The sequence below is a fragment of the Candidatus Cyanaurora vandensis genome (genome assembly GCF_013285555.1).
Classification (GTDB): domain Bacteria; phylum Cyanobacteriota; class Cyanobacteriia; order Gloeobacterales; family Anthocerotibacteraceae; genus Cyanaurora; species Cyanaurora vandensis.
The window spans coordinates 1-19,699 of the sequence record NZ_JAAXLT010000149.1 but is presented as its reverse complement, the minus strand read 5'-3'; the positions used below and the strand labels follow the sequence as shown (position 1 = coordinate 19,699).

At 57.3% G+C, this 19,699-nt stretch carries 13 protein-coding genes and 1 pseudogene; 10 read left to right on the top strand and 4 right to left on the bottom strand.

The annotated features are described in order from the left end of the window. Positions 1-2: 2 nt before the first annotated feature. Positions 3-3,317, bottom strand: coding sequence for a DNA-directed RNA polymerase subunit beta (gene rpoB / locus HFM78_RS10325; protein WP_287129364.1), 3,315 nt, complete (start codon positions 3,315-3,317; stop codon positions 3-5). A gap of 183 nt (positions 3,318-3,500) precedes the next feature. Here rpoB and HFM78_RS10320 point away from each other — a divergent pair, with 183 nt between their 5' ends. The 5 genes and pseudogenes from HFM78_RS10320 to HFM78_RS10300 form a co-directional block, all read left to right on the top strand. Beyond that, positions 3,501-4,964 (top strand): cyanophycinase, encoded by a 1,464-nt coding sequence (locus tag HFM78_RS10320; RefSeq protein ID WP_287129363.1) that lies wholly within the window; start codon positions 3,501-3,503, stop codon positions 4,962-4,964. A 61-nt stretch (positions 4,965-5,025) separates the two neighbouring features. Further along, positions 5,026-6,840, top strand: a complete 1,815-nt coding sequence (locus tag HFM78_RS10315) for an ABC transporter ATP-binding protein (RefSeq protein WP_287129362.1) — start codon at positions 5,026-5,028, stop codon at positions 6,838-6,840. 129 nt (positions 6,841-6,969) lie between these two features. Next, complete coding sequence (ligA, locus tag HFM78_RS10310) at positions 6,970-8,949, top strand: NAD-dependent DNA ligase LigA (RefSeq protein WP_287129361.1); 1,980 nt, start codon at positions 6,970-6,972, stop codon at positions 8,947-8,949. Positions 8,950-9,162: 213 nt separating this feature from the next. Beyond that, positions 9,163-9,438 carry a DUF3143 domain-containing protein gene (locus tag HFM78_RS10305; RefSeq protein WP_287129360.1) on the top strand — a complete coding sequence of 92 codons (276 nt, stop codon included), beginning with the start codon at positions 9,163-9,165 and terminating at the stop codon, positions 9,436-9,438. A gap of 36 nt (positions 9,439-9,474) precedes the next feature. After that, a pseudogene (locus tag HFM78_RS10300) lies at positions 9,475-9,585 on the top strand (hypothetical protein); the annotation flags it as partial. Between the two features lie 86 nt (positions 9,586-9,671). Here the strand turns inward: HFM78_RS10300 and HFM78_RS10295 are convergent. Both HFM78_RS10295 and HFM78_RS10290 read right to left on the bottom strand, forming a co-directional pair. Further along, complete coding sequence (locus HFM78_RS10295; RefSeq protein WP_287129358.1) at positions 9,672-15,215, bottom strand: esterase-like activity of phytase family protein; 5,544 nt, start codon at positions 15,213-15,215, stop codon at positions 9,672-9,674. A gap of 191 nt (positions 15,216-15,406) precedes the next feature. Then, a complete protein-coding gene (locus tag HFM78_RS10290; RefSeq protein WP_287129357.1) occupies positions 15,407-15,565 on the bottom strand; it encodes a hypothetical protein in 159 nt (52 codons plus the stop codon). Positions 15,566-15,737: 172 nt separating this feature from the next. Here HFM78_RS10290 and HFM78_RS10285 point away from each other — a divergent pair, with 172 nt between their 5' ends. From HFM78_RS10285 to HFM78_RS10265, 5 genes are read left to right on the top strand one after another with little or no spacing between them, the layout of a single operon-like run. After that, positions 15,738-16,391, top strand: a complete 654-nt coding sequence (locus HFM78_RS10285) for a hypothetical protein (protein ID WP_287129356.1) — start codon at positions 15,738-15,740, stop codon at positions 16,389-16,391. Beyond that, a complete protein-coding gene (locus HFM78_RS10280; RefSeq protein WP_287129355.1) occupies positions 16,376-17,605 on the top strand; it encodes an FGGY-family carbohydrate kinase in 1,230 nt (409 codons plus the stop codon). Before HFM78_RS10285 ends, HFM78_RS10280 begins: the two co-directional genes overlap by 16 nt. A gap of 35 nt (positions 17,606-17,640) precedes the next feature. Then, positions 17,641-17,946 carry a hypothetical protein gene (locus HFM78_RS10275; RefSeq protein ID WP_287129354.1) on the top strand — a complete coding sequence of 102 codons (306 nt, stop codon included), beginning with the start codon at positions 17,641-17,643 and terminating at the stop codon, positions 17,944-17,946. Beyond that, entirely contained in the window at positions 17,943-18,611 is a 669-nt protein-coding gene (trmD, locus tag HFM78_RS10270; protein ID WP_287129353.1) for a tRNA (guanosine(37)-N1)-methyltransferase TrmD, read from the top strand. Before HFM78_RS10275 ends, trmD begins: the two co-directional genes overlap by 4 nt. Positions 18,612-18,620: 9 nt before the next feature. Further along, positions 18,621-19,091, top strand: coding sequence for a cupin domain-containing protein (locus tag HFM78_RS10265; RefSeq protein WP_287129352.1), 471 nt, complete (start codon positions 18,621-18,623; stop codon positions 19,089-19,091). Here HFM78_RS10265 and HFM78_RS10260 read toward each other — a convergent pair. Continuing rightward, complete coding sequence (locus tag HFM78_RS10260; protein WP_287129351.1) at positions 19,084-19,452, bottom strand: cupin domain-containing protein; 369 nt, start codon at positions 19,450-19,452, stop codon at positions 19,084-19,086. The two genes, HFM78_RS10265 and HFM78_RS10260, sit on opposite strands and share 8 nt — an antisense overlap. Positions 19,453-19,699: the final 247 nt, after the last annotated feature.

Below are 19,699 nucleotides of genomic sequence, written 5' to 3'. Positions count from 1 at the left end.
GACTATTCGTCCGTTGCCATGTCAATCTCGCGGGGATTGAACTGCTCATAGGTCGGACGGGTGGGCGTACGTTTACCCCCAGCGTCCACCATCAAGTCGACTTCCACATCGCGGGAAGAACCGTCGCCCTGGGTCTCGATCTTGTGGACCGACACATCCAAGCCTAGGGATTGCAGTTCCCGGACCAACACCTTGAAGGACTCGGGAATGCCGGGACGGGGAATAGCCTTGCCCTTGACGATGGCGTTGAGGGCTTCGTTACGGCCTACCATGTCATCAGACTTGACCGTGAGCAACTCCTGGAGCGTGTAGGCCGCCCCGAAGGCTTCTAAGGCCCAGACTTCCATTTCTCCAAAGCGTTGACCGCCCTGCTGCGCCTTACCACCCAAAGGCTGCTGGGTGACTAGGGAGTAGGGACCCGTGGAACGGGCGTGGATCTTGTCATCTACGAGGTGGACCAGCTTGAGCATATAGGACACCCCCACCGTGACCGGACGGTCAAAAGGTTCGCCAGTGCGACCATCGAAGAGCGTGATCTTGCCTACCTGTTGCTTAATCCGTTGTAAACGCAGGTCACTGGGTTCCACAGTTTCGTCGCCAGCGGTATAGACCCAAGGCTGCTGACGCTGTTCGCGGGCCTGTTTCAGTTTCTCATCCACCAACAAGCGCGAAGCTTCTGCCCCAAACATCTCGTCGAAGGGCGTGAGCTTGAAGCGCAGGTTCATCAACTCTCCTGCCCAACCGAGCAGGGTCTCGAAAACCTGACCCACGTTCATCCGTGAGGGCACGCCCAAGGGGTTGAGGACGATATCAATCGGGCGGCCATCAGGCAAGTAGGGCATATCTTCGCAGGGTAGAATCCGTGAAATAATCCCCTTGTTCCCGTGACGACCCGCCATCTTGTCGCCGACTTGGATTTTACGTTTCTGGGCGACGTAGATCCGGACGACCATGTTGGCCCCGGGGGGCAATTCGTCGCCGTTCTCGCGGGTAAAGACCCGCACATCCACGACCCGGCCTTTTTCACCGTTGGGCACGCGCAGGGAGTTGTCCCGCACATCGCGGGCTTTTTCACCAAAGATGGCCCGGAGCAGCTTTTCTTCCGGGGGTTGGTCCGATTCGCCCTTGGGCGTGACTTTACCGACCAAAATATCCCCAGCATCCACCCAGGCCCCAGAGCGGACAATGCCCCGGTCATCTAGGTTGCGGAGCGCGTCCTCCCCGACGTTGGGGATCTCACGGGTGATCTCCTCGGGGCCGAGCTTAGTCTGACGGGCCTCAATCTCGAACTTCTCGACGTGAATGGAAGTGTAGACATCCTCGCGCACAAGCCGTTCACTGATGAGGATCGCATCTTCGTAGTTGTACCCTTCCCAAGGCATGTAGGCGATGAGGACGTTTTGCCCCAAAGCTAGCTCCCCGCCCTCGGTGGCTGAACCATCGGCGAGTACTTGGCCCTCCGCCACTTGGTCGCCTTCGTAAACGATGGGCTTTTGGTTAAGGCAGGTGTCTTGGTTGGAGCGTTGGTACTTGGAGAGTGGGTAGACCAGGAGACTACCATCGGTGGCACGGACCCGGATCTCAGTGGCGGAGACCGCTTCAATCTCGCCCGGTTTGTGGGAGATGACGACCATTCCGGAGTCACGGGCGCACTGGGCCTCTAGACCCGTGCCGACCAAGGGCCGTTCAGGACGCAACAGGGGCACGGCTTGGCGTTGCATGTTCGCGCCCATCAAAGCCCGGTTCGCGTCGTCGTGTTCCAAAAAGGGAATCAGCGAGGTTGCCACCGAGACGATCTGGATCGGGGAGACGTGGACGTAATCTACTTCTTTAGGTTCGACGGAGGCGAAGTCTTGACGGTAGCGCACGGGGACCGGGCCAAAAGCAAAGGTATCATCCTCGTTGAGGGGGATATCTCCCGGCGCAACCCGGTACTCGTCCTCTTCATCGGCGGTCAGATAGACGACTTCATCCGTCACAATGCCCCGGACCTTATCTACCTTCCGCACCGGGGTCTCCACGAAACCGTAGGGACTCACCCGCGCATGGGTTGCCAGAGAACCAATCAGACCAGCGTTCGGACCCTCTGGCGTCTCAATCGGGCAGATCCGTCCGTAGTGGCTGGGGTGGATGTCTCGCACGGCGAAACCCGCTCGTTCACGGGTCAATCCACCGGGACCGAGGGCACTCAAGCGGCGTTTGTGGGTCAACTCAGCTAGGGGATTGGTCTGGTCCATGAACTGCGAGAGTTGCGAGGACCCAAAGAACTCCTTAATCGCCGCTACCAAGGGTTTGGGGTTGACTAGCGAGGCCGGGGTCAAGGACTCGGCATCGGAGACAGTCATGCGCTCTTTGATGATGCGCTCCAAGCGGTTGAGACCGACCCGCACTTGGTTCTGGAGTAGTTCGCCGACAGAGCGCACCCGGCGGTTGCCCAAGTGGTCAATGTCATCGGTGATGCCTAGGTCGTATTCCAGGTTGATCAAGTAATCAATACAGGCCAGGATGTCCTGAGCGGTGAGGGTCCGGGTCGTCTCCGGGACATTGAGCCGCAGTTTACGGTTGATCTTGTAACGTCCAACCCGGCCCAAATCGTAGCGTTTGGGGTCGAAGAAGCGCGAGTTGAGCAATTGTTGGGCACCTGCCACCGTCGGCGGTTCACCGGGGCGTAGCTTGCGGTACAACTCCAGCAGGGCTTCTTCCTCGGTGAAGTTGCCGTCTTTTTCGATGGTCTTGCGGAAATATTCCGGGTGCCGCAGGGAGTCGAGGATCTCGTTGTCAGTCAGGCCCAGGGTCTTGAGGAGGACCAAGGCCGAGAGTTTGCGGGTCTTGTCAATACGGACCCAAACTAAGTCATTGACATCGGTTTCAAATTTCAACCACGCGCCCAGGTTCGGGATGAGCGAAGCATTAAAGGTAGAGCGGCCCGAAGTATCACTTTCTTTTTTGAAGTACACCCCAGGAGAGCGCACGATCTGGTTGACGATGACCCGTTCGGCCCCGTTGATAATAAAGGTTCCCCGGTCCGTCATCAGGGGCAGTTCGCCCAAGAAGACTTCTTGTTCTTTGATTTCGCCCTTTTCTTTATTGGTCAGGCGGGCGGGGACTCGCAACTGCACGGCGTAGGTGGCATCGCGCCGTTTCGCTTCCTCGACACTATATTTGGGTTCGACAATGCGGTATTCTGGCAAAAAATGTAACTCCAGTTTGCCCGTATAGTCCTCAATCGGGGAGAAACTCATGATCTCTTCGATCAAGCCCTCCTCCATGAACCAACGGAAACTCGCCCGTTGGATCTCGATTAAGTCCGGCAACATGAAGTTAGAAGCAAGTACTGATCCATCCGAACTGGATTTGCCACGCAAGCTATCGGTACTGCTAACCACGGGTACCCCACATGAAAAAACTCTGCCCCAGAGGGTCAGGTCTATCATCTTAGCCTCGCCAGTCAAGCGCGTCAATCTGTGGTAGATTCGCTTCGGTGTGACGGTAGAACAATAATGCAACGTTTATTAGCCTTGGGAATTTTGACAGCCCTTCTGAATCCGGTCCAGGCCGCCGGGGTTTTGGTCGTCGCGGGCGGGGGATCGGAGGGAGACATCGGTGATACCCAGTCTTGGTCCTATCGGCTCTACCAGCCTCTTGTCAGCAATGGTGATGTCAATGGCGATGGTCAAGTCCAAGTCGTCATTCTCTCGACGAAAGCCGAGACTAGTTTTTTACCTAATTATTTTGTTTGGTTAGGGGCTGATACTGCCGTCAATCTTCAAGTTACGAACCGCACGGCAGCCAATAACGCCACCCTCGTCGCCCCGCTCCAGCAAGCCGATGTCGTCTTCATCAAGGGCGGCGACCAAGGCGTTTACTACGACACCTGGAACGATACCCTGCTTGAGAATTACCTGCTTGCCGTGGACCAAAGGGGCGGGGCTATCGGCGGGACGAGTGCCGGGGCCATGAGTCTGGCCCAGTACTGTTTCGCCGGGGGGAAGGATTACATCTCCCTAGACGTGTTGACCGACAGCCAGACCGCCTATCTCAATGACAGCGATGGCGGTTCGGGTATTCATACGGATTTTTTGAGTCTTATTCCAGGCGTTGTTCTTGATACCCATTACACCGAGCGCGGGCGGTTAGGGCGGACTGTGGGACTGCTGGGGAAAGCCAGTCAAGATTACAACTTGAGCGGGTTACTGGCGGTCGGAGTCAGTGAAAAGACAGGACTCGTCATCACGGGGAATACGGCTGAAGTCCTTGGGGTAGGCGGGGTGGATTTTATCCAACCGACCGGGAACACGACGTTGCGCCGTGATGTTGGACATCCGCTTTATTACACCCATTTGCGGCTAGACCGACTTACAGAAGGTTGGCGGTATGACCTCAGCACCCGCACTCCCGATACCCTCAACCGTCCCAGTTCTAGTTTGCGTGTGTCCTACAGCGGCGATAGCACTGCCAATAGTGGTTCCCTCACCCTGCGCGGCAACCGCACCGGGGACCAAGAGCAGTTCACCCGGACCGTGGCCTATAGCCCCCAGTCCTACCAGACCCAACTGGGTATCCTGTCGCCCTACCTGAAAAATACTCTGGGTCTGGTGGATGCCCAAAATAGCAATAACCGGGGCTCCATCCAGGAATCGCTTTACCGCGCCCTCTACGATTACCCCAGTTACACCGGGTTCCTCGTCGCCGCACCGGGCCAACTCCGCCGCACCACTAGCCAAGCCGATGGCCTTCGGTTCGAGCGCAACAACCCTCAGGCGGCCCCTGAAGCCGCCACCCTAGTCCTCGACGGTAAAACCCTCACCCACCGTGGGCTGGCCCCCTACCCCGCCGTCCTCGATACAGGCAGTGATACCCTCCAAGCCGCCGCCCTGATTAACCTGCGCCTCCACGTCCTTGCCGAGACCAACCGTCAAAGCACGGGTTACAATACCCGTACTCATCGCCTGATTACGAACTGACCGCGCTTGGCTTCCCTTGGCAAGTCTGGTAGTATGAGTGTGTTGCATTTTGTAGTGTGTCATGTCCAGTTTTAAGGACATTGTTTTGTACTTCAAGCCCTACTTTCGCACTACCTTCTTCAGTGTCGGGGCAGTCAGTATCCTAGAAGTCCTAGAGTTAGCAGTTCCCTACGCCACTGGGCAGATTGTCAACGTCTTAGCGGATGTGCCGGTAGACCCGGTGGTAGCCAGTTTGACAGCAATAGTAGGCGGTAATAGTCTAGTGGTCCTCTTGGGTGCAGTAGCCCTAGCCACGGTCCTGACTGCACCGATTCAGCCCTGGCTGGGGGATTGGTTCCACTGGGACACCGCATTTCGGGCGCGGCGGGACCACTTCAACCAAGCACACCGCCAGATCCTCACCTTACCCCTCGATTATTTTGACCAAAACAACGCCGGACGTTTGGCGGGCCGGATCATCCGGGGGATTGACAACCACACTTTTACTTTTCCAGATATTGCGGGGATTTTCTTGCCCAAGTTGGTTCGTATTCTGGCGATTTTTGGGTTGATGCTGTGGTTGGATGAGGGAATTGCTCTGGCTTTTTTGCTGTCCTTTGTCCTGCTCTGTGTCTACAGCTTCCTGGCGATCCGTCAGCTAATTAAAGTTGATGAACGGCTAGATGAATACTTCGAGCGCACCGAGAGCCGCACCTCTGAACTGATTACTAACATCAAAACTGTCCGCGCCTTCGCCAAAGAAGAAGAGGAATTCACCCGTCAGACCAACCGGGCTGACCGGGAATTTATGGTCCTGGATTATCGCTTGCACAAGGGCTATGTGGTCCTCGCCATGGTCCGCCGGATCTGTGTCGCGCTCTGTGTCTTTGGCATTTTGAGTTGGTCGTTGTGGCAGGTACTCCAGGGGCAGATCTCCGTAGGTCACTTCATCACCCTTTTGACGATTACCAGCATTGCCTACGCTGAGGTCAGTCCCCTGGGTGAGGTGGTGGAGATTTTTGGTCGTCGCTATGCTTCGATGTCCCGCTTCCACGAATTCCTGCAGGAACCCGTCTTGACCGATGGGGCCGTCCTTGCACCCCAACCGCGCCCAGAATACCGTTTTCAGGGTAAGGTCCAACTCCAGGACTTGCACTTTGGCTATAACGTGGACCGCCCGGTACTCAAGGGGATTAACTTGACGATCCAACCCCGTCAGACTGTAGCTCTCGTCGGACGTTCGGGGAGCGGGAAGTCTACCTTAGTCAAACTCCTACTCCGCTACTTTGAACCCAACCAGGGCCGGATTCTCTTAGACGACCAAGACATCCGGGAGCTAGATGTGCGCGGCTACCGTCGGCGGCTGGCAATTGTCCACCAGGATGTAGACCTCTTTAATGGCACGCTCTGGGAAAACCTCACCTACGGCAAACCCACGGCTACCCCGGCTGAGGTGGACCGAGCCTGTGCGATGGCGCGGGTGGATGAATTTCTGCGCTTGCTACCAGAGGGCTATCAAACCGTCGTGGGTGAGCGGGGGGTCCGACTCTCGGGGGGCCAAAAGCAACGACTCGGGATTGCCCGCGCGCTCCTCTGTGACCCAGACTTGCTGATTTTTGACGAGGCCACATCGAGTCTGGACTATGAGTCGGAACGGGCAATCCAGTTGGCGATGCAGAATATCCTCGGCACTTGTACCACAGTCATCATTGCCCACCGTCTCAGTACGGTGCGGGATGCCGATGTGATTGTAGTTTTTGAGGAGGGCGAGATTGTCGAGATGGGCAACCACAGCCAACTCCTGGCGCAGGGCGGGATTTATGCTCGCCTGCATCGGCTCCAGTCTGAAGACGAACACACCGATACCGATACGCTTTTTGCTCAGCAGCGGCACTAGGGCGCGGGGTAGTTGGGTCCTATCGCTTACGCTCTTCTGCCTTAGTCCCTCACCACGCCTGTGCCCATTGGGGTATGGGGCGGCGGGGCCGGCGGGTGGGGTATAAATGCAAGCGATGAGGAGGTAGTCATGGACCAGGAACGGATTCAGCACCTGCGCGAACTCTTGAACCGGGCAAGTTATCGCTATTACGTTCTAGATGACCCCGAGATCTCCGATAGTCTCTATGACCAGTACTACCGTGAGCTTGAGTGGCTGGAGGCTCAGTACCCGGAGCTTGTTGCCCCCGACTCTATCACGCAACGGGTGGGAGCCGAGCTAGCAGCGCAATTCAACGCTGTGCCCCACCGTCTACCGCTCTATTCCCTGGATAATGCCTTCAATCTTGAAGAATTGGCCCAATGGGAAAAACGGCTGGTCAAACTCGCCGGGGCGGTGGCCTACGTCTGTGAACTTAAGATTGATGGCTTGGCTCTGGCTCTGACCTATCGAGCTGGACTTTTAGTGCAGGGCTTGACTCGTGGTGATGGTCAGACTGGGGAGGATATCACCGCCAATATCCGCACCATCCGTGCTATTCCCCTCCGGTTATTGACCCCCGACCCGCCCGAGTGGTTAGAAGTGCGTGGTGAAGCCTTTATTCCCCTGAGTGAATTTGAGCGCATGAACCAGGAACGGGCCGCCACGGGCGATAAACTCTTTGCCAACCCCCGTAATGCCTGTGCTGGGACCCTGCGCCAACTTGATCCCCGCGTAGTCTCTCGCCGTCGTCTGGATTTCTTTGCCTACGCCGTCCCGGTCAGCCCCGCCGCAACCCAGTGGGAGACTTTGGAGCGGTTGGAGCAGTACGGGTTCCGGGTGAATCCCCACCGGGCTTTTTGTCCTGACCAAACGGCAGTCCAGGCCTTTGTCCAGCACTGGTCCACCGCCCGTCATCAGTTACCCTACGGAACCGATGGCGTAGTGGTCAAGGTTAATGACTTCTATCTGCAAGCTGAACTCGGCTTCAGCCGTAAAGCCCCACGTTGGGCCATCGCCTACAAATATCCGCCTGAAGAAGCTCTAACCCAAGTCCAAACCATCAGCGTCAATATTGGTCGCACGGGTGCCCTCACCCCCGTCGCTGAACTCGTCCCGGTCCTCTTAGCAGGGACGACCGTCGCCCGCGCCACTCTCCACAACCGTAACCGCATCTACGAACTTGATGTGCGTCCCGGCGATAGCATCCTGGTCCGTAAAGCAGGCGAGATTATCCCGGAGGTAATTAAAGTTATCCCCGAACTACGCCCAGCCGAAAGTCAACCCTTCACCTTTCCCACGCATTGCCCAGAATGTAAAACAGAAGCGGTAGTTGAAGAACTCCTAGTGCGCTGTCCCAACCTCCACTGTCTAGGCATAGTACGGGCCAGTATCGAGCATTGGTGTTCCCGTAATGCCCTGGATATTCAAGGGATTGGTGAAAAATTAGTCGCCCAACTCGTCGGTTCTGGGCGGGTGACTTCGATGGCTGATCTCTACACCCTGACAGCAGAAGAACTCAGTGCTTTAGAACGCATGGGGACCAAATCCGCTCAAAACGTTATCATCAGTCTCACCCAGTCCAAAACTAAACCCTGGTCGCGGGTACTTTTCGGTCTTGGCATTCGGCATGTCGGGCAGAGTATCGCCGTCCTGCTTACCAAAACCTTCCCTACGGTCAAAGAATTAGCTAGGGCCGGGGTTACAGATATTAGTGGGATCTATGGGATTGGTCTAGAGATTGCCGAATCCGTCCACGCATGGTTTCAACAACCCGCTAATCAAGAACTCATCGCCGCTCTAGAAGGTGCAGGTATACAACTAGGCAATACAGAACCCTCTACCCGAGCCGGGACCCAGTTAGCAGGCAAAACCCTCGTCATCACCGGGACACTCCCCAAACGTTCCCGCGAGGAATGCAGCCAACTCATCGAAGACCATGGCGGCAAAATTACCAGCAGTGTCAGTAAGAAAACCAGTTTTGTCATCGCTGGTGAAAAAGCCGGGTCCAAACTAACCAAAGCCGAAGAACTAGGCGTCCCCGTCCTCAGCGAAGCCCAACTTGAAGAATTACTGGGACTGATGCCATGAATTTCAGCGTTCAGGACTCTGTAACCAGACGACGATTAGGAAACCCACGGGAATGAGCACCAACAACACGACCGCCAAAATTGAGATTGTATTCATCGCCGAGACTTCCTAACCTGCGTGACAGCCTCAGTTTAGCCTGGGACCGGAGGCGGGGCAACGGTTGTTCTAAGGCGGGGCTTGTACTAAGGTTAGGGAGATGTGCCCCAAGACCCCATGAGCTTACCACCCGCCCAAACTCCGCTGTACAACCATCCCCTCCACCAACTAGAGACTTGGCTTCGTGACCAAGGTTGTACTCAAGATGAGGAATCGCTCCATGCTTGGTCGTTGCGCTGCCCAGAGTGGCAGATGATGATTTATCTAGAGGAGACCGCGCTCCGGGCGGAGTACCATTTTGAAGAAGATGACACTCGGACTCTGACCTTCCCCTATTCCCTGACCCGCTGGGATGTAGAACAGGCGGTCTTCCACGCCAATCCCCGCGAATAGTCCCGGCGATGATGGCCTCAGTTATCCACTAGGCCCGTGCTACTCACCATCACCAATACCCAGCCCCCCGCCACGGACTTGGGCTACCTCCTCCACAAAAATCCCCAACGGCTCCAGAGTTTCCCCCTGCCCTTTGGGAAAGCTCACTGAGTTTTAGGCTTGAGCAGGATTAATTTTACTGAGCATAAAAAAGGGAGCCTTGCGGCTCCCCTTGTGTTAGTTAGCTACCGCAACTAGGGCGTCACGGTGAAGGTACCTTTCTGATAACTGCCAGCGGTCGTGAACACGGTGATGGGGCCAGTGGTCGCACCCACGGGGACTTTCACCCCAATTTTATTTACCGTCAGGACCTGGAAAGTAGCAGGGGTCCCGTTGAAGGTCACCGCTGTCACATTCGAGAAGCCCGTCCCAGTAATGAGCACCTGGGTTCCGACGCGGCCCCGTATGGGATTGAACCGTTGGATGAAGGGCAGAACTGTGAAGTTAGTACTGCTGGTGGTTGTACCGTTGGCGGTGGTCACAGCCAAGGGGCCGGAGGTCGCCGTAACCGGGACGCTGGTCGTGATCTGGTTGGGTGTATTGACCACGAAGCCCGCTGCTACGCCGTTGAAGGTAACGGCAGTGGTCCCAGTGAAGTTGGACCCATTGATGGTGACCAGGGTACCGACAATCCCGCTACCAGGCGTGAAGCTCGTGATGGCGGGTGTGGGGATCACCGTGAAGCTGGTTGTGGAACTGGTCGTACCCGCTGGCGTAGTGATGCTAATCAAGCCCGTGGTCGCGCCCACTGGGACCGTGGCGGTAAGCTGACTGTCGGAATTCACGGTGAAGCTCGCCGCCACCCCGTTGAAACTGACGGCAGTGGTCCCGCTCAAGCTGGTGCCCTGAATCACGATGGTCGTACCCACAACGCCAGTTGCCGGACTGAAGCTATTAAGGGTCGCGGCTGGGGTCACTTGGTCGGTGGTGAAACTATAGACCACGGTCGGGATTAGGCTTTGACCCACCGGGCAACTCGTATCCAAGGGGACCTGAGTTGAGGTGGTGCCGTCAGTACAGACATCGAACTGCTGGTTAGAGCCATTCTGGGTGACGCTAAAGTCGTTGTCACTGCCGATGATGAGCGCGTAGGAACCATCGGTGAGACGCGGACCCACAGCTAAGCCCTCCAGTTTTTCAGCGGGGAGCTGTCCGACTGCGCTAATCGCGGCCTTGAGGTCTAGGAACAGGGTCTTGGTGACCGGGATGACACCCCCAGGGAGGGTATTGGTCCCGGCGAGACTGACGGTACTGACATCGGTGGCCCCGGTCAGGTCCACCCGGAAGACCCGCTTCTGTCCAACCAAGTTGGTCGTGTTGGGGTAGGTCGGGGCATCCACGCCCAGACCCCGGTTATCCCGCTCAATGACCAAGAACTCGGTGGCTGAGAGGGCGGTCAGGGAACTGATGCCGATGCTGCGGCCCTGGTTGGAGCTACCGAAGGGACTGGACCCAGCCGGCAGACTGTTGTTGATGCTGAGGATGTCATCCAGCACGTAGATGTACTGGGCATCGCTGACCCCGGTCGCCACGTCAAACCGCACCATCCGTAGGTTGCGGCTGTAGCGTCCGTCATTGCTCGAACCACTGGTCCCCTCATTCACCAAGGGGTCCTGGAGCAAGCCGTAGAGCTTGGTACCGTCGGGACTGAGGGTCAAGCCCTCGTAGCCCCGGTTGTCCTGGCGGCCCGAGGTGATGGTGGGCCGTCCATCCACATAGTTGAGGGTACCGCTGCTCTCCTTGGGAACGAAGTTGGCTGGGGTGGTGAAGGCCCGAATCAGGACCCCATCAGCCCCGAACTCATAGACCGAGGGTCCATACTCATCGGCGACAAAGAAGTTACCGTTAGGCGTGACCACGAGACCTTCGGGGTCCAAGCTGAGACCCAGGACGGATTTATTACCGTTGAGCAAGCCGGGATTGAGTCCGTTGAAGGCGGTAGTGCCGTCGGTAAACAGGATGGTGTCGAGGAGAGCCAAGTTGCTAATCGTCCCGGTTGCGGGGTCCACATCCAGGGTGAACTTCTGGACACGGGTGTCGTAGCTAATCGTCCCGCCGCCCGGTCCCCGGTCCACCAATCCGTAGTAGACATTGTTGAAGCGGTCGTAGAAGAGGTCCGAGAAGAACCCGCCCAGTCGGTTGGCGTTGGCCCCGGTGCCGGGATTGAGGTCGGTGCTGTCGCCAGAGATGGTCAGGGTGTTGACCAGATTCGGACTGGGGAGGACGGTGAAGGTCCCGCCCGTGGCAGTCCCGCCGGGGGTCGTGACAACAACCGTTCCCGTCGTTACCCCGACTGAGACCGTCGCGGTGATTTGCGTCGCGGAGTTGAGGGTGAAGGGAACGGTTACGCCGTTAAAAGTTACCGCCGTCGTACCCGTGAAGCCTGTGCCCGTGATCGTGACACGGGTACCACTGGGTCCCTGGGTGGGGGTGACCGTCGTGATACTCGGCGCGGGAATGACGGTGAAGCTCGCGGTACTCGTCACAACGCCGTTGGGGGTCGTGATGGCGATGGTTCCTGTGGTGGCTCCTGTGGGGACTGTAGCCGTGATCTGAGTTGCGGAATTCACGGTGAAGCTGGCGGCGGTCCCGTTGAAGCTGACAGCGGTAGTTCCAGTGAACTCCGTACCCGTCAAGACCACGGCGGTACCCACGGTCCCCGTGGTCGGCGTGAAGCTGGTAAGCGTCGGGACCGGGACCACGATGAAGTTCGTGGTGCTAGTCACGGTGCCGCCCGGTGTGGTGATGGCAACGGGTCCCGTGGTGGCTCCCACGGGGACCGTGGCGGTAATCTGAGTCGCAGAATTCACCGTGAAGCTAGCCGCTACCCCGTTCACTGTGACCGCCGTGGTCCCGGTCAACTCCGTACCTGTAATCGTCACCACCGTACCGGGCGTACCACTGAGGGGGCTGAACCCGGTGATGACCGGCGCGGCAAAGGTGAACCGGACCACCATCGCGTCGTGGTCGCTCGGGGCATCGAGGTATTCCGGGTCAATGTGGACGAAATCCTGCTCAGCAATGCCCTCTAGACTGCTGCTGACCAAGATGTGGTCCAAGACCTGGGAATTGCCGTCAAAGATGAAACTGTAGCGGTCAGCAGCGGGGACCCGTTCTACCAAGTTAATCAGGTCGTTGCCCTTGAGGATCGCGAGCGGTGTGGAGAACTCAAAATCGTTGAGGTCGCCGAGAACTACCACATTGGCCTGGGGGGACAAGCTCAAAATGCTATCCACAAAAGCATTGACCACCGTGGCCTGCTGGTTACGCTGGACCTCTGAACTCAGGACGGGAGGCTGGGAAACGCCAAAGAGGGGCTGGTCCCCGCCCTTGGAGTTGAAGTGGTTGGCAACCACAAAGAAGGTCCGTCCATTGAAAACGAATTCTCCAGCAAGCGGTTTACGGCTGCTGTTGAACGCGCTGTTGTTGGGGTCAACCCGACCGGGGCTAAACGTAAGCTGGGGTCCGTTGGCACCACTCACCACCGTGGTGGCGGTGGTGGCGTCGCCGCCGGGACGGTCCACAAACTGCACCCGGCTGGGGTTATAGAGGAAGGCGACCCGGATATTACCGCCCGGTTCGCCGCCATCAAGGTTGCCGGGAGCAGGGTTAATCTGGCGGAAACTGTAGGTCGGTCCCCCCGCCGCTTGGATGGCACTAATCAAGGTGTTGAGGCTCTGGTCCGCATCAAGCACGCCGTTATTGCTGGCCCCACTGTTGTCCTGGACTTCTTCCAGACTGAAGATATCCGGGGAACCCATGTTGTTGACCATGAGTTGGGCGAGTGCAGCGAAGCGGGTACCATCGCCCGGGTCCAGGTTCTCAACGTTGTAGGCGGCGATGGTGAGTTGGTTGGGACTCGCTACCAAACTGGTCACTTCTCGGGGCTGGTTAATCGGATTGACAGCGGGGAGTGCGCTGGTATTGAGGAGCTTGAAGTTGCCGAAGTTGTAGTCCAAGACCCCGACAATCGGCGCGGTGAACTGGTCGCCCGTATTGACTTGAGGGGGACCGGAGATGATGGCATCGTCAATAAAGATCCGCTCGGGGTTGAAGTCGCCAGCCTGGACGTGAATCCCACCGCGAGCCGTGCGGCCCGTGGCGTTGATGCCGTTGTCGCCTAAGACGATGATTTCACCGAAAGAGTTGGTCGGGGCGACAGCGACGGCACCGTTGACCTGGACACGCATTCCTTCCAGACTTTCGTAGAAATCAATCCCGTCCGTAGCGGGCTCAAAGACGCCACTGGTGTCCACACTGCCCGTCGCATCGTTGTCAATCACCTGGCTGGGGGGAACGCGTCCACCGACACCGATGACCGTCGGGCTGGGTAGAGTATTGCCAATCGAGGTGATGGTAAGCATCGGCCCGGTAATCTCAGTGGTCGAGAGGTTGCCGCTGGTGGCCCCGCCGGGGACGAATTCCGTCAAGGTCCCAGAAACTAGGACCGCATCGCCCACCGTCACGCTGGGTGCAGAAGACGTGAAGACAAACATCCCTTCTGAGGTCCGCAAGTCCGCGTCCACCGTGGCATCGGGTTCTTGGAAGAAGAAACCATTGTTGCGGACGGCGGTAACAATCCCGGGGATGTTGGTGACCGTTGAACCATTACTGGGGGAGCGGTGGCTGATGCCTTGCAGGTCATGGATGCGGAGCGTACCCACCGTGCCTTCGTTGTCGGTGACGGTCACGTTGCTGGTGACGCTCGTGAACCCGGTCGCGCTGGCGGTGACCACCACGGGTTGCGGTCCATCTACCACCAAGTCATCCACTGCATCCACCCCAAAAGTCGCAGTGTTGCTGTTGGCGAGGATGAGGACTGTGGCGGGGATGGTCGCCGCGCTGGTATTGCTACTGGTCAGGGTCACGGTGAGGTTCAGGCCATTAGGTCCGCTGCGGGTCACGGTCCCCGTGGCGGCTTGGACACCCGCCACTTCCGAAAAAGAGGCCGGGGTAATCGTGAGGGTGAGGGCAGCGGTGATCGTGCCGCGCAAGCCGCTCAGGTCTTGACCAGGGTTGGGTTCACCGGGGGTGGCGTTGACATTGGGGGGCGGGCCGTCGTAGACCACCCAGTTTGCTGCCGTATCATTCCCGCTTGCCGTGTTGCCCGTGTAATAGCCGTTATCCGACACGCTCGGTAGGTTGATGTCGGTAAAACCCGCTGGGGGTTCGCCGCCATCACTCTCAAAAGATACAAAGTCGAGATAGACGTTATCCGTCCCCGCGCTGGTACCATCGGCTCCAGGCAGGTAGACATAGAGGGCTTCACCCCCCGTGGACAACCCATTGTTGATCGACCCGCCGAGACCATCAACTCCAGTTGTGAAGCCTGTTCCGGGTGCGAGCACCAGTTTCCAATCGTTCGCCGACGGGTCCGTGATGGTATCTGTGGTAACGCCTGCGGTGATGGTATAGACGGCAATCGTCGTACCCTTGGGGACATTATTTAAGTAAGCATCTTGCCCGAAAACAAGGACTGACTCGTTGTTGTTGAGGACTCCCCCAACCAGTTCATTATCGCTAATCCGTAAACCGCGCAGGTCGAGGTTATCGGTGAGGACCAGTAATTCTACATAGTCCGCGCCGCTAGCATCGTTATCTGAACTGTATTCATTGATAATCAGGTCGCCCGACACGGGCGGAGTCGCAAGGACGGTAGCGGTCAAGGACAAACTCAGCGCAAGGCTAAGCAGTGACGCGAAAAGCCGATTTTTCGCTAAAGGACGTAGGGAGTTCACAGGTGGCATATCCGAGGATTAATACGTAAATATACGGCCTGAACATTAATAGAAGACTATGGCAAGGTTAAGCTTTGGTTAACTCCGTAGCTAAAGCTACTTTTCGGGTCCAAAAAAGCCAGCGTGGACCCCTGGCTTTTTGAGAACTACGCCCATAGCTAGAGCTAGGGAAGCGTTAGAGCTTGGTAAATTTACTTCAGACGCGAAAAGGCAATTTCTTGAGCCACTTGAGCATCATGCAAAAGCTGATGGCAGGGGTTGCTAGCACGGGTGCCCTGGGTCACGTTGGGCAAAAGGTTCCGGGCTTGGAGGGTTAAATGTAGCTGCAACTCAGCCACGTAGGTACCCATGGGATTAGCGTCGAAGTGAGATTGGGATGGGATGGACAAGGAATACCCCCAAGGAAACGTAAACAACAAAATAACATAAACTTATCGGAGCTATCTCAAGCAGTCGTGCTAAGAAAAGTTAACCTTTGCGAAGCAATCTTAGTATGACCAGAAATAGGGCACGATAGGATTCATGCAACCCGCCCGCGCCCGTGAACCCCTAGATGGACTCCTTGATTGGCTGATTGAGGGCTTAGACGATTTTGACCCTCAAACGGACAGTGTATTTTTTGACGCGCCGGGAGCCAGCAGTCTAGACCAAGCCGAGCGGGTGGTGGAGCTACCCTGGGCACTCTCCTTGTATCGGCAGGAGCGCAAGGTTTTGGATGTGGGGAGTGTCTACCAGGAATCCTGGTACCACATGGCCCTAGAGCAGGTGGGGGCGACGGAATTGATGGGCTTGGATGTGTGCGCGGGAGGCCGCGATTGGCCCCTATTACAACAGCCCCAGTTACCCCTCGTGAGTTCACAATTTAGTTTGATTACCTGTCTCTCTTTTTTGCCCGCCTTGGCGAGTCAGCGCGGGGAGGGTTGGGCGATGGCGGAGTTGTATCGGCTCTTGATGCCGGGGGGACGGTTGTTGTTGAGTCTGCCTTTGGGGGCAGGCTACTACGACCAGAGTGCATGGCTATCGCTCATTACAAGTCAACCTTTTACGGTTTTGACCCTGCGCTATTTTTGTCATAACCAGGGCTGGGTGGAATGCTACCCAGACCAAGCAAGTCAGGCTCCTTTGACCGGACGGGTGCAGGGGTTGGGCTGTGTGGAGCTATGCAAGCGGATTTAAGTCTGGGTTTAGACTTTGGGACCTCTGGGGCGCGGGCGGTGGTCTTGGCGGGAGAAACCGTCCTCTGGCAGGGGCAAGTTGAGTATGACCTAGCGCTAATTCAGACTTGGCGGAGGGCTCTGGCGGAATTGTTAGAAGCAGTTCCTGTAACCCTGCGTCCACAAGTGACGCGGATTGCCATTGCAGGGACTTCGGGGACGGTTTTGCTCTGTGATGCTCAGGGGGAGCCACTTTTACCCCCTCTGCTGTACAACGATGCTCGGGCGGTGGGGGAAGTTGAATGGTTACGGCAGACAGTCCCGGCGGGTGAAGTAGTCCTCAGTGCTACTTCTAGCTTGGCGAAACTGGGCTGGTTTAGTCGTCAACCGGAGTTTGTGAGGGCTGGGTATTTTTTGCATCAGGCCGACTGGCTAGGGAGCTTACTCCACGGGCGTTGGGGAGTGAGTGATGAGCACAACGCCCTCAAGTTGGGCTACGACGTGCGGCGGCAACGGTACCCGGCTTGGGCTTGTTTACAGGAATTTGGGCCACTGTTGCCCACAGTCCTCATACCCGGTACGCCAGTTGCACCCCTTTTACCGCAATGGCAAACCTATGGGTTTCCTGAATCCTGCTGGGTGTGTGTGGGGACGACAGACAGTAATGCGGCATTTTTAGCGGGCGGTGCGACGGAACCAGGGGCGGCGGTGACTTCCTTAGGTTCGACGTTGGTGTTGAAGTTGCTCAGTACGACTTGGGTAGCCCAGGCGGAGTATGGAGTCTATAGTCATCGGTTGGGGGATTTGTGGTTGGTGGGGGGGGCTTCTAATGCGGGGGGAGCAGTGTTGCGGCAGTTCTTCACGGCGGCGGAATTGACCGTTTTGAGTGCCCAAATTCCCCTGGACCAGCCGACTGACCTGAATTATTACCCCTTACCCAAAATAGGCGAACGGTTCCCGGTCAATGATCCTGAATTCTTGCCCCGCTTGCGGCCCCGACCCGCCGACCCGGTGGCTTTTTTGCATGGGTTACTGGATGGGTTGGCGCGGATTGAGGCTAGAGGCTACCAGTTACTCCAAGAACTCGGGGCGACACCTTTAACTAAGGTCTATACCAGTGGCGGCGGCAGTGGCAATCCGGCCTGGACCGTCCTCCGTGCCCATTACCTGGGGGTTCCAGTCAGCCCAGCGTGTCACCCCGAGGCCGCCTATGGCGCGGCGGTCCTAGCTGGGTGATATAGTTGATGAATTATTCCCACGGAGGAGGACGGATGGAAGGTCTATGGCAGACGCTCAAAGCCGGGGTCGGGGCGGTCACTCAGGCGGTGGAACTGGTCCAAGACCCCAACGCGATCCCCGACCAACTCGGTAGCTTACAAGAACAGATGCGCCAAGGGACCCTCATCAACGCCTGGGTCCAGAAGGGTGAACCCCTAGTCGCCCAAGTCCAAAGTATGGCGGGGATGTCGAGTCCGAGTCCCTGGACTCCCGCCGACCCGGACCCCTACCCGATTGCCGAACTCGAAGCCTTGATTCGTCAACTCGCCTTGATCCGCGAGCAACTGCGCCAGCCATGAGGATTGATCTCGTTACGTTGTTTCCTGAATTTTTTAGCGCGGCCCTCGCCTGTAGTCTGGTGGGCCGCGCCCTAGCGAAGGGGATTGCTGAGGTTCATCTGACCAACCCCCGCGACTTCAGCCCGCCGCCCTATCACCGCGTAGACGATGAACCCTACGGCGGCGGGGTGGGTATGGTTTTGATGTGTGAACCGCTTTTCAAAGCCGTAGAGAGCCTCCCAATCCTGGATTCTCGTGCGGTTATCCTCACCACGCCCCAGGGCCGGCCCCTGACCCAGGCTCTGCTCAAGACTCTGAGTACCTACCAACAGCTAGTGATTCTCTGTGGGCATTACGAGGGCGTAGACGAGCGGGTGCGCCAGCATCTCGTCACGCTAGAGGTCTCCTTGGGCGATTTCGTCTTGACGGGGGGCGAGGTGCCCGCGCTAGCGATTGTAGATGGCGTGGTGCGACTGTTGCCGGGAACGGTGGGCAAGGCCCAATCGTTGCAGGAGGAGAGTTTTGAGGATGGTCTTCTTGAATATCCCCATTACACCCGGCCCCGCTCGTTCCGGGGTTGGGAAGTGCCGGGGGTCCTCCTCTCGGGCCATCACCAACAGATCGCCCAATGGCGACAACACCAACGCCGAGAGCGCACCCGTCTGCGTCGCCCCGACCTACTGTGAGCCGTGACCATGACAGAAACACCCCATCTACTCAAAGCTGAAGCCATCCAAGCCCTACCGGAGACCGAGCGTATCCATCCGGTTGATCCTGAAGCGGTACGCCATACCCGGTCTCTTGGGGATGTCCTGGGCCTGACCCGGCTCGGGGTTCATCTAGTCCGGTTGACGACAGGGCAAAAGAGTGCGGCCCAACATTTCCATCATCAGGAAGAAGAGTTTATCTATATTTTGCAGGGGCGGGGTTTGGCTCAGATTGGTGACCAAGAGACTGAGGCGGGAGCCGGGGATTTCCTGGGTTTCCCCGCCCCCTCGTTGCCCCATGCATTAATCAATCCGTTTGCTGAAGACCTGATTTACTTGACGGGCGGGGAACGGCGAGAAGTAGATGTGTGCGATTACCCACAAGCTCACCGTCGTCTCTTGCGCTTCCGGGGCCAACGGCAATACCTAGACCTGCCGCCTTTGGGTGATTTTATTTGACACAACGATTGGGAAATGACAACTCTAGAACCACACAGCCCACATCAGTTTTGAAGGGTCCATGCACTTCGCCGGGGGGCCGACTGGCATAGTGACCACACTCCAGCCACAAGCCAAAAGCTACATCGAAAAGCCGTCCACTCACAATAAATACTTCTTTAGGATAATCGTGGCTTTTACCGCCCAGAGGTGTAGTGTCGGCTCCCGGCAGGAATCGAGTCAGGCGAGTGTACTCTCCGGTGACTTCACTCTGGCTTAGAGTTAAGGCTTCTGCCATATCCTCCAGACCAAGAATGGGTTGCCACTGACCCGCATGAGTGGGAGCTAAAGGATTCCAGTAAGTGACGGTAGATTTTGGCATGGTGACTCGGGGTTGTACTCTTTAAACTTAACCGCCGCCCCTCCCCCGCGAGCAGGATAGGGGAGCAAGCATGGTAACACCGTCTTCTGCCTCTATAGCCTTGGTCCCCCACCACGCCTGTGCCCGGCAGGGTATGGGGCGGAGGGGCTTCCTCAGCCCAAATTGAAAAAAATAATGAAGGAGAGCAGGTTTGGGCCGACAGCGCCTATCGTCGTGAAGACACGGAATGGGTGCTACCGAAGATGGG

Bases quoted from the DNA above. Each gene is read 5' to 3' on its own strand.
- HFM78_RS10290 (WP_287129357.1), bottom strand. From the start codon at position 15,565: ATGGGTACCTACGTGGCTGAGTTGCAGCTACATTTAACCCTCCAAGCC.
- HFM78_RS10280 (WP_287129355.1), top strand. From the start codon at position 16,376: ATGCAAGCGGATTTAAGTCTGGGTTTAGACTTTGGGACCTCTGGGGCG.
- trmD (WP_287129353.1), top strand. From the start codon at position 17,943: ATGAGGATTGATCTCGTTACGTTGTTTCCTGAATTTTTTAGCGCGGCC.
- HFM78_RS10275 (WP_287129354.1), top strand. From the start codon at position 17,641: ATGGAAGGTCTATGGCAGACGCTCAAAGCCGGGGTCGGGGCGGTCACT.
- ligA (WP_287129361.1), top strand. From the start codon at position 6,970: ATGGACCAGGAACGGATTCAGCACCTGCGCGAACTCTTGAACCGGGCA.
- HFM78_RS10305 (WP_287129360.1), top strand. From the start codon at position 9,163: ATGAGCTTACCACCCGCCCAAACTCCGCTGTACAACCATCCCCTCCAC.
- HFM78_RS10315 (WP_287129362.1), top strand. From the start codon at position 5,026: ATGTCCAGTTTTAAGGACATTGTTTTGTACTTCAAGCCCTACTTTCGC.
- rpoB (WP_287129364.1), bottom strand. From the start codon at position 3,317: ATGTTGCCGGACTTAATCGAGATCCAACGGGCGAGTTTCCGTTGGTTC.
- HFM78_RS10285 (WP_287129356.1), top strand. From the start codon at position 15,738: ATGCAACCCGCCCGCGCCCGTGAACCCCTAGATGGACTCCTTGATTGG.
- HFM78_RS10260 (WP_287129351.1), bottom strand. From the start codon at position 19,452: ATGCCAAAATCTACCGTCACTTACTGGAATCCTTTAGCTCCCACTCAT.
- HFM78_RS10265 (WP_287129352.1), top strand. From the start codon at position 18,621: ATGACAGAAACACCCCATCTACTCAAAGCTGAAGCCATCCAAGCCCTA.
- HFM78_RS10320 (WP_287129363.1), top strand. From the start codon at position 3,501: ATGCAACGTTTATTAGCCTTGGGAATTTTGACAGCCCTTCTGAATCCG.